The sequence below is a fragment of the Thauera sp. 2A1 genome, assembly GCF_009469595.2.
In the GTDB taxonomy this organism is placed as follows: Bacteria; Pseudomonadota; Gammaproteobacteria; order Burkholderiales; family Rhodocyclaceae; genus Thauera.
In genome coordinates, this window is the sequence record NZ_SSXV01000033.1 from 1 (window position 1) to 10,394 (window position 10,394).

8 protein-coding genes and 1 tRNA gene are annotated in these 10,394 nt (G+C 67.1%); 4 read left to right on the top strand and 5 right to left on the bottom strand.

The annotated features are described in order from the left end of the window. Positions 1–320 precede the first annotated feature (320 nt). The 3 genes from GH664_RS20865 to GH664_RS20875 form a co-directional block, all read right to left on the bottom strand. A tRNA-Pro gene (locus tag GH664_RS20865) sits at positions 321–397 on the bottom strand. A 34-nt stretch (positions 398–431) separates the two neighbouring features. Beyond that, positions 432–1,400, bottom strand: coding sequence for an octaprenyl diphosphate synthase (gene ispB / locus GH664_RS20870; RefSeq protein ID WP_153170048.1), 969 nt, complete (start codon positions 1,398–1,400; stop codon positions 432–434). Between the two features lie 173 nt (positions 1,401–1,573). Beyond that, a complete protein-coding gene (locus tag GH664_RS20875; protein ID WP_153170049.1) occupies positions 1,574–2,860 on the bottom strand; it encodes an extracellular solute-binding protein in 1,287 nt (428 codons plus the stop codon). Positions 2,861–3,045: 185 nt separating this feature from the next. Between GH664_RS20875 and GH664_RS20880 the strand changes: the two genes are divergently transcribed. Next, a complete protein-coding gene (locus GH664_RS20880) occupies positions 3,046–3,381 on the top strand; it encodes a hypothetical protein (RefSeq protein ID WP_153170050.1) in 336 nt (111 codons plus the stop codon). Between the two features lie 25 nt (positions 3,382–3,406). On the opposite strand, the gene GH664_RS20885 is transcribed toward GH664_RS20880, so the two are convergent. After that, positions 3,407–4,444 (bottom strand): aldo/keto reductase, encoded by a 1,038-nt coding sequence (locus GH664_RS20885; protein ID WP_153170072.1) that lies wholly within the window; start codon positions 4,442–4,444, stop codon positions 3,407–3,409. Between the two features lie 189 nt (positions 4,445–4,633). Between GH664_RS20885 and rlmM the strand changes: the two genes are divergently transcribed. The 3 genes from rlmM (at position 4,634) to GH664_RS20900 (ending at position 9,523) form a co-directional block, all read left to right on the top strand. Beyond that, positions 4,634–5,728 carry a 23S rRNA (cytidine(2498)-2'-O)-methyltransferase RlmM gene (rlmM, locus tag GH664_RS20890; RefSeq protein ID WP_153170051.1) on the top strand — a complete coding sequence of 365 codons (1,095 nt, stop codon included), beginning with the start codon at positions 4,634–4,636 and terminating at the stop codon, positions 5,726–5,728. A gap of 100 nt (positions 5,729–5,828) precedes the next feature. Further along, positions 5,829–7,271, top strand: coding sequence for a DEAD/DEAH box helicase (locus tag GH664_RS20895; protein WP_153170052.1), 1,443 nt, complete (start codon positions 5,829–5,831; stop codon positions 7,269–7,271). Between the two features lie 122 nt (positions 7,272–7,393). After that, positions 7,394–9,523: a bifunctional diguanylate cyclase/phosphodiesterase gene (locus GH664_RS20900; protein ID WP_153170053.1), complete on the top strand. Its 2,130-nt coding sequence runs from the start codon at positions 7,394–7,396 to the stop codon at positions 9,521–9,523. Positions 9,524–9,657: 134 nt separating this feature from the next. On the opposite strand, the gene GH664_RS20905 is transcribed toward GH664_RS20900, so the two are convergent. Then, positions 9,658–10,305, bottom strand: coding sequence for a PEP-CTERM sorting domain-containing protein (locus tag GH664_RS20905; protein ID WP_153170054.1), 648 nt, complete (start codon positions 10,303–10,305; stop codon positions 9,658–9,660). Positions 10,306–10,394 lie beyond the last annotated feature (89 nt).

Sequence of the window (10,394 nt, forward strand, 5' to 3'; positions counted from 1 at the left end):
CCGTGAGGATCTCCCCGGGTATGACGCACCCACCTTCACGCTTATGCCTGTCGGATATACGTCACAGCGCTCCGTGCAAGTTTCGGGCTTTGACGATATTCGCCGCCTTACCCCGCTGTGCCGCCTCGTATCCGCTTCCTGTTCGTCAGGCCAGCGCTTTGCCTTCGGCTTCCTCCAGATTCGCAGTTACCCGCGACACCCTTGCCGTTCAGCTAACTCTTCCCCTTGCCGGGCGAGTAGAGGACTTTCACCTCCAAGTGAGTGCGCCCTGCCGGGCGCACGAAAAAAAACCGCCCTGCAGGCGGTTTTTCTGGAATTTATGGTCGGGGAAAGAGGATTCGAACCTCCGGCCCCTGCGTCCCGAACGCAGTGCTCTACCAGGCTGAGCTATTCCCCGACACTTTTACCTGCGTCGCTGAGGCGAAAACCGCTTAGTGATTTCTCTCAACTGCAAAGTCCGATAATTTTAGCAGCGAATCCTTGAAAAAGGAAGGGGGAAGTGTCGAAATCGCTTCGATTGCCAGGTCCGCCTCGGCGCGCGCCTGACGCCGCGCCTCCTCCAGCGCACCCGTGGCCTGGATGGCAGCCAGCACCAGCGCGAAATCGTCCCGACCGCCCGTCTCGATCGCATTGCGCACGATCGCGGCCTGCTCGTCGCTGCCATGCAGCATGACGTGGATGAGCGGCAGGGTGGGTTTGCCCTCGGCGAGGTCATCGCCCAGGTGCTTGCCGGTGTCGGCCTCATCGGCGGAGTAGTCGAGCACATCGTCGATGATCTGGAAAGCCGTGCCCAGGTGCATGCCGAAGGCCGCAAGACGGGATTCCTGCGCTTCGTCCGCGCCGCCCAGGATGCCGCCAAGGCGCGATGCCGCCTCGAAGAGCTTGGCCGTCTTGAAGCGGATCACACGCAGGTAATCGTCGACACCGACGTCGGCATTGTGGCAGTTGAGCAACTGCAGCACCTCGCCCTCCGCGATCACGTTGGTGGCGTCAGCCAGCACGCGCATCACGCGCATGTTGTCCACGCCGACCATCATCTGGAACGCGCGTGAGTAGAGAAAATCCCCCACCAGCACCGACGCGGCATTGCCGAACATGGCGTTTGCCGTCTTGTTGCCCCTGCGCAGATCGGACTCGTCGACCACGTCGTCGTGCAGCAATGTGGCGGTGTGGATGAACTCCACCACGGCAGCCAGCTCGTGGTGCTGCGTGCCCCGGTAGCCCATCGCACCGGCAGTGAACAGGACCAGGGCCGGGCGCAGACGCTTGCCGCCACTATGGATGATGTATTCCGCGACCTGACGGATCAGGACGACATCGGAATATAGGCGCTGGCGGATGACCGCATCCACCGCCTGCATGTCGGCGGCGATCGGCTCGAATAGCTGCTTGACGGACAAGGCGGAAACGCTCGCGAAAAAACGGGATGGTAGGTGGGCGCCGCGAGCGGCGTCAAGCTGATGACAGCAGCCGGCAAGCGCCTCGGGGACGCTTTCGTCCCTGCGCGCGGCCTGCGCCGAGAGCTCTGGCGAAGGAGGTCACGGCCGGTTGCCCGGCCGCGGCCCACCTCCAGTCAGCCGCCCGAGGACGCGCGCGCGACGGCGTTGTCGAGCGCCTCCTTCGCAGCCTTGCGATCGGCCCAGACTCCGGCGAGCTCCTCGTCGATGATGCGGCGCACCTTCTCACGCTCGACCACCGGCTGGGCCGACGAGTCCGCCGTCGCCGGCTTGTTCGAGAGCTGTGCCACCGCGACCTTGACGTTCTCGAGGTCATTGCCCAGCAGTTCGCTCTGCGAGGCCAGCAGGCCGGCACGGTTCAACGGCAGGTACCCGGTCTGGCGCTGCCACGCGACCTGGTTCTCCGCCTGCAGCCAGAAGCTGACGAAGCGCGCCATCGCCTTGTATTCAACGGGCTTCTTGCCTGCGGATGCCCACAGCGCAGGGCCGTCGGCGATCGTGTTCTGCGGCGCGCCGGGGAAGTCGTCGTAATACGGCAGGCGAGCCACTGCGACATCCACCTTGCCCTTGCTGCGGAAATCGACCCAGCTCGCCGACGGCGCGGCAATCACTGCGCAGTCGCCGGAAGCGAAGTGGTCCTCCGCTTCGGCCTTGGCTCCGAACACGTGCAGGTAGCGGGCACGCTGCCAGCTCGCCATCATCGCCACGTGCTTGACCTGGAACATGCCGTTGAATGACAACGCCATGGTCTTGCCGCGCATCGTCGCCACCGGCTCGTTGTGCCAGGCGCTGAGGTTCTCGACCATGACCCGGCTGGGCTCGGCGACGGTGTAAGGGCACTTCTGGCCGGCGTCGGCCATCTTGCCCAGCGTGTTCTGCAGGTCGAACCAGGTCGCGACTTCAGGCTTGTCCGCGTTCAAGCCCGCGCGGCGCAGCGCGTCGCGATTCAGGAACAGGACGGGCGTCGACAGGCCCACCGGCAGCGCAAGCAGTTGCCCCTTCGAGTCGACCGGCGTGCGCGTCATCATCGCGGGCGGCCGCAAGGTCTGCAGCGGCACACCGGACTCCTTCATCACTGCGTACAGGGGCTTGTAGCGCGGCTTGCCGGCGAGAAAACCTTCTTCCTCCTCGCCGTCGAGGATCATCAGGTGTGGCGCGCTGGCGGCGCGCCAGTCCGTCTGCGACAGCACGACCTGCGCATCCTTGCTCTGCGCGTTGAAGCGGTCGACCAGTTCCTTCAGCGCTTCCACCTTGCTGGCGGGGAGTTGATGGAACAGCTCGATCTGCTGGATCGCCGCAGGCTTGGCGTCTGCGGCCGCCCACACGGGCTGAAGGGCGAGACCAAGGCCCAGGCCAAGACCGGCGAGCTGGGTGGCAATGCGAGAGAACGACTTCTGGTTCATGGATTTGGCGGCGCGATGAAGGCGAATTGGAAACAGCTTTTCATTATAGTTCGCCGCGCCCGCATTTTCGGCACCATCACATCACCAGAGGCTGCAGGCCTGCCGGCGCTCCACCGCCGGTGCACCCTCAAGAACGCGGCGCGGATGACGATACCCTGCAGGTGAACCGACCGAAAGATTCCGCCATGCGCCCTGCCCTTCCGACCCTTTTCCTGCTTGCGCTGCTTCCGCTCGTGGCGGGCTGCGACCAGCTCACTTCGGCACTCGACCTGCCGAATCCGAAGAGGACGGAAGCCGAGGGCCGCGCAATCGGCAGCGCCTGCCGCCATGCCGGACGCTCGCTGGAAGACTGCTTCACGCTCAATCCCGGCGCCGAGAAAGCGGCTGTCTTCTCCGGCTGGCGCGAGATGAACGACTACATGATGGAGCACAAGCTCGAAGTCGTCCCCTCACAGATCCCGCCGACGCAGCGCCAGCAACCCACCGCAACCCAGGCGCCGCGCCCTGCGGCTGGGCACTGACGCACCCCGTCAAATTCGCGCCGTGTCAGGGCGCGGGATTGGTGTAGCGCAGGTGGAGCGTGTCGATCGCCTCCTGCAACGGTGCATCCAGCAACACGTTCCATGCTGCCAGGTTCTGCTCCAGTTGCGCGATCGTCGTGGCGCCGATGATGGTGCTGCCAACGAACCAGCGCGAATAGACGAAGGCGAGCGCGAGCTGCACGGGCGTGAGCCCATGTTCGCGAGCAAGCTCTGCGTAAGCCTGCACCGCCGGGACGAGGTTGGGCTTGGAGTAGCGTTGTCCGAAGTGCTCGAAGAGGGTGATGCGCCCCTTGGCCGCGGGGTCCGCCAGGTATTTGCCCGAAAGGTGACCGAAGGCCAGCGGCGAATACGCCAGCAGGCTGATGTGTTCACGATGGCCGATCTCGGCCAGGCCCGATTCGTAGCTGCGATTGACCAGGCTGTAGGCGTTCTGGATCGACACCACCCGTGGCAGGCCCAGCTCCCGCGACAGGCGCACGAACTCCATGACGCCCCACGGATGCTCGTTGGACAGGCCAACGTGCCGCACCTTGCCCTCCTGCACCAGCTCGGCGAGCGCCTCGAGCTGGGCGCGGATCGGCACGCAGTCGCGCTCCTTCGTCGGGTCGAACTGCCACTGGCCAAACATCGGCTGGTTGCGCTCGGGCCAGTGCAACTGATAGAGGTCGATGTAGTCGGTCCGCAAGCGGCGCAAGCTGCCTTCGACGGCCTCGCGGATGTTGGCGCGATCGAGCGTGGCGGGGCCACCGCGGATCCACGGCAATGAACGCGCCGGGCCGGCGACCTTGGTGGCGATCACAAGCTTTTCGCGCTGCTGGCGGGCGAGCCAGGTACCGATGTAGCGCTCGGTGGCACCCGATGTTTCCGCGCGCGTCGGCACCGGGTAGATCTCGGCGCAATCGATGAAGTTGATGCCGCGCTCCACGGCGAGGTCGAGCTGGGCGTGGGCCTCGGCTTCGGTGTTCTGCTGGCCGAAGGTCATGGTGCCGAGGCAGATCGCCGACACCGTGGGGCCGGTCTCGCCCAGCACCCGGTAGCTCATTGCACGTTCGGTCATACGCGGTTTCTCTCCTGTGTTGGACGCGGCGACGTCGCTGCAGACCGGGCAACCCATGGCCGGCGGGCGACGCCCCACGGGCTTATCGCTTATCATCTGGCGTCTTCGCGCCATGATACTGCAGCGCGCACCTGCGCCCGACGGGCGCCCCCGCCCTCTTTCTTCCAGTCTCCGATGTCCAATCACGCCCCCGGCTCCAGCCTTCCCGTATCCGGCCTCATCGGCTACTGTCGCGCCGGCTTCGAGAAGGAACTTGCCGCCGAAATCGACGACATCGCGGCCGATGCCGGCCTGATCGGCTACCTTCGCGCCCTGCCCGACACCGGCTACGTCGTCTATGAAACCTTCGAGCCGGTGCCGCTCGCCGCGCTCGGTGAGGCCACCGACTGGCGCCGCCCGGTCTTCGCGCGCCAGTTGCTGCCCTGGTTCGGCCGCGTGGAGGGCCTGCCCGAGCGCGACCGCGCCACCCCCATCGTCGCGGCGGTGAAGGCTTCCGGCCAGCGCTTCAGTGGCGTCGTGCTCGAGACGCCCGACACCGACGTCGCCAAGCAGCAATCGGGCTTCTGCCGCCGCTTCGCCGAACCGCTGTCTCGCGAACTCGAGAAGGCCAGTGCGTTGCGCACCAGCCGCACCGGGCTGCCAATACTCCACGTGCTGTTCACCGACGCCGCCACCGCCTGGCTCGCCGCCGAGATGCCCGGCCAGGCCTCGCCCTGGGTGATGGGCGTGCCGCGCCTGCGCATGCCGTCGAACGCACCGAGCCGCTCGACGCTCAAGCTGGCCGAAGCCTTCGCCACGCTGCTGTCGGACGAGGAGCGCGAGTCGCTGCTGCGCGCGGGGCAGCGCGCGGTCGACCTCGGCGCCGCGCCCGGCGGCTGGACCTGGCAACTGGTCAATCGCGGCCTGCGCGTGATCGCCATCGACAACGGCCCGCTGCGCGACAACGTGATGGCCACCGAGATGGTCGAGCACATCCGCGCCGACGGCTTCACCTGGCGGCCTCCACGCCCGGTGGACTGGATGGTGTGCGACATGGTCGAGCAGCCCAGCCGCATCGCCTCGCTGATGGCGGAGTGGATCGCCACCGGCAAGTGCCGGCGCACGATCTTCAACCTCAAGCTGCCGATGAAACGCCGCCTGGAGGCGGTGGAGCAGTGCCGCACCCTCATCCAGAAGAGGCTGCACAGCGTCGGGCCGTACGAGCTGCGCATCAAGCAGCTCTACCACGACCGCGAGGAAGTCACCGCCTATCTCGCGTTGAAGAAATAGCACACGGAAGCCCCTGACCCGAAACGCTTTTCTGCTGCGTGTATAATTGCGGCTTTCCAATCCGCGCAGCCCCCCACGGCTGCCGACCAGAAAGGCCCCCATGAGCTTTGCCGAACTCGGACTCATCCCCGAGCTGCTGAAGGCCGTCGAAGACGCCGGCTACACCGAACCCACCCCCATCCAGCGCCAGGCGATCCCCACCATCATCGCCGGCAAGGACGTCATGGGTGGCGCCCAGACCGGCACCGGCAAGACCGCCGGCTTCACCCTGCCGCTGTTGCACCGCATCGCCCGCCACGCCAACACCAGCACCTCGCCGGCGCGCCACCAGACGCGCGCGCTGATCCTCGCGCCCACGCGCGAGCTGGCGATGCAGGTCTACGAGTCGGTCAGGACCTACAGCAAGCATCTGCCGCTGCGCGCGGTTTGCGTCTATGGCGGCGTCGACATCAAGCCGCAGCAGATGGAGCTGCGGCGGGGCATCGAAGTGGTCATCGCCACCCCTGGCCGGCTGCTGGATCACGTCGAACAGAAGTCGATCAACCTGTCCCAGGTCGAAGTGCTGGTGCTCGACGAAGCCGACCGCATGCTCGACATGGGCTTCATCCCCGACATCAAGCGCATCCTCGCCCTGCTCCCGGCGCAACGGCAAAGCCTGCTGTTCTCGGCCACGTTCTCGGACGAGATCAAGAAGCTGGCCGACCAGATGCTGAAGGACCCGCAACTGATCGAGGTCGCGCGCCGCAACATGGTGTCGGAGACGATCACCCACGTCGTGCACCCGGTGTCCTCGGGCATGAAGCGCAACCTGCTCGCCCACCTGCTGCGACACCGGCCGGACACCCAGGCGCTGGTTTTCGTCGATACCAAGATCCTGTGCGGCCGGCTGGCGCACTTCCTGGAGCGCAGCGGCATCGCCGCTGACGCCATCCATGGCGACAAGAGCCAGCAGCAGCGCACCGAAACGCTCGAGGCCTTCAAGAGCGGCAGGCTGCGCGTACTGGTCGCCACCGACGTCGCCGCGCGCGGCATCGACATCGACGAGTTGCCTTACGTCATCAACTTCGAGCTGCCGCACACCGCCGAGGATTACGTTCACCGCATCGGCCGCACCGGCCGCGCCGGACACCAGGGCAACGCCATTTCGCTGGTGTCTGCGGAAGAGAAGCACTGGCTGGCCGAGATCCAGAAGCTGATCAAGCTCGACATCCCGCAGGAGATCGTGCCCGGCTTCGACCCCGAGCCCGAGTTCCACGAGGCCGGCTCGCGCGCCGCGCGCCACCGCAAGCCCGCCGCGGCGCAAGCCCCGCGCGAGCGCGAAACCGCGCCCGCCGCACCGCAACAGCGTGCCCCCCGGCGTCCTTCCAGGTCGATGGTCGCCGCCGACGGCTTCGATTTCAGCAAGCCTTACGAGCCCGTCCAGGCAGCGAGCGCCGTAAAGGCGGACATATCGGCGGCAGCGCATGCCGAGACCGCTGCGCCGCACCTGCGCCGCCCGCAGCGCCCGATCGCCTTCCTGCTCGGCGGTCTCGGGCGGAAATGAACCTGGCCGTAGCCAAGCGGGTGAATTAGGCCCCGCGAACCCGGTTATTCGGGGCTAAGGCCTGCACGGGCTCGGATATCCTGCATCCAGATCCTCGCCGGATATCCCCTCAAGCCTTCTCGATGCTGCTGCCCGTGAACCCCGCCGGACGCCCCCAGGGCAAAGACGATGCCGCCGATCCTTTCGTGCCCGACCTCTCGGAGGGCGCGGAAACCGGCGTCTACCTGGCCCTGCTCGAGCTGCTCGACGAAGGCCTGGTCATCACCGGCGACGAGGTGATCCTCGACGCCAACGGCGCCGCCTGCCGGCTGCTGAGGCGGGATTACCGGCAGGTCGCCGGCCGTCCGCTGGCCGAGCTCTTCCCGTCCGAGCGCGCTTTCCTCGACGCGCGTGCGCGCCTCTTCATTCACGGTGAAACCCGTGGCAGCCTGAGCATCGCCCTGCCCGACGGCGGCACGCGCGATTTCCGCTTCATCGCCGCGGCGCGGCTTCGCCCAGGCATCCATGCGCTGATCCTCAGCCCCGGCGCGCTGCCCGCGTCCGATGGCGAGCCCTCCGCACCCTACGATGCGATCTGGCCCCGGCTCGCCGGCGCGCTTGTGCAGCCGCTCATCGTGGTGGACGCCGACGGCAGGATCAACGCCGCCAACGCCGCCGCCTTGCGCATGCTCCGCGTCGCGCGCGAGGACGCCATCGGACACCTGGCGAGCGCGTGCATGCACATCGTGTGGCCCGAGCCGGGCGCGCCGCCCCTTGCGCAGGTGCGCGTCGGCAGCGCGCAGCGTGATACGCCGGCCCATGTCCTGCCAGGCCCCCGCGCCGGCTGGCGCCTGCTGCTGCTGCAGGATGCCACCCCGCGCGGCAAGGGGCGTGCAAGCCCTGCCGCTGCACCCGCCGTTCCACTGTCGATCGCGAGCCCATCGACCGCCAGCCCAGGTGCGCGTGCCGACACGAGCGCGATGTACCTGAACAGCCACGACCTGCTCACCGGCCTGCCCAACCGCAGCCTGTTCGAAGCGCGATTTGCCGACGCAGTGGCGCGCGCGCGCCAGCGGCGCTGCAGCCTCGCCGTGATGCGCATCGACCTCGATGGCTTCAAGACGGTGAACCGCGAACTCGGCGACCGCGTGGGCGACACCGCACTGCGGCTGGCGGCCCAGCGCCTCGCCGCAGCACTCGGCCAGGACGGCGTCATCGCGCGCGAGCGCAGCGACAACTTCATGGTGCTGCTGCCCGACGTCGACCACGTCGGTGAAGCCGAGCGATGTGCGGAAGATCTGCGCCGCGCACTTGAACAACCCGTCGCGGCCGCGGGGAACACAATCTCGCTCACCGCCAGCATCGGCATCGCCCTGTTTCCGCAGGACGCTCAATCGCTCGACGCCATGCTCGGCTGCGCACGCGCGGCGCTCGATCACGCGCGGCGCCTCGGCCGCAACCGCATCCGCCTGTACCACCCCGAGGCAGATCGCGCCGACGTCGAGCGCCACCACTTCGCCGCGGGCCTGCGCCACGCACTCGAACGGCGGCAGCTCGAGCTGCACTTCCAGCCGCTGGTGGATGCGCGCGATGGTCGCATCCGCGCCGGCGAAGCCCTGCTGCGCTGGAATCATCCGCGCCTCGGGCAGATCCCGTACAGCCGCTTCATCGGTGCAGTGCGCGACGGCAGCCTGATCGCCCGCCTCGGCGATTGGGCACTGCAAGCCGCCTGCCGCCTCGCGCGCAACTGGCCGCAATCCCAAGGGCAGCCGCTGGTGGTCACGGTCAACATCGCCATCGAGCATGTGCAGCAGGGCGACCTGCTCGCGGGCGTGTCCACCGCGCTGGCCGCCAGCGGCCTGCCGCCGCACTGCCTGGAGCTCGATCTCGACGAGCAGGTGCTGGAGGAAGAATCTCCCGTGCTCGCCGGCATGTTGAAGGAACTGGCCGCGCGCGGCGTGCGGCTCGCCATCGACGACTTCGGCCGCGGCCTGTGTTCGATCCCGCGACTCAAGCGCCACCCCTTGCGCGCGCTCAAATTGCACCCTGCACTCGTGCGGGGCGTCGGACGCCAGGAGCAGGACGAAGCCATCGTCGAAGCCATCGCCAGCATGGCCGCGCCGCTCGGCCTGGAAGTTTACGCGCGCGGCGTCGCCGACGAGGCGCAACAGGCCTTCCTGGGCGCGCTCGACTGTCACCTGCAGCAGGGGCCCTTGTTCGGGCGGCCGATGAGCGCTGCCGCCTTCCAAGCCTTCCTGCTGACGAGAACCTGATCCGAAAAAATGCCGCTGAGGCGAACCCGAAAGGTCCGCTTCAGCGGCGCGGCAACTGCCTAATTGGGGTCGAACCGCAATCGAAGCGCTGAACCTCGCTGCGCGCTAAACGCTCAACCGTGACGCATCTTCGTTCAAACGCTAACCGACTTGCGGCGACGCCCGGCCATCGCGGCACCCACACCGGCCAGGCCGAGCAGCGCGAGGGTGTCGGGCTCGGGAACGGTCTGCTGGCGCTCGCCGATGATCTCCAGCGAGAGGTCGGGCGGTTCGCTGGTCCAGTTTCCATTGGCGTCGATATACCAGCTCGAACCGTCGCCCCCCGTTCCTTCCGTCCACAACCAGTCGATGTCGTCCCGCGCCACCGACAGGAAATGCTCCCCTGCCGCCAGCATGAGCGGCGCGCTCAAGGTCAGTTCGAAGCGGAAGATGTCACGTGGATCGCCGTCAGAACCGACCGGTGCGGCACTCCGTGCCACCGTTCCAGCGAGATCCGTCGTCAGCCCGGCCAGTGTGGACGCCAGCCGCACCGAGAACGGGTCCGTACCGCCATCGTCGCTGGTGCCCCACCAGGCGATGGAAGTGACCGTCGACGCCGCGCCGAGCACGAACGCGTCGGCATTCTCGAAGCCACCGCCGCGATTGGACAGGAAACTTGCACCACCATCGACGAATGGCTGGCTCACCAGCACCGCCGCTTGGGCAGACGATGCAGCGACCACGAAGCTGGCCGCCGACAAGCCGGCAATGAAGCCGTGACGAAGCGATTGAACTGACAACATGGCGAATCCTTTGAACGCTGTGCAATAGCCGATAGGGCAGCTTTAGCAATATCCAAGCCAGACGATTTTCATCCAACTTTCAATCACTT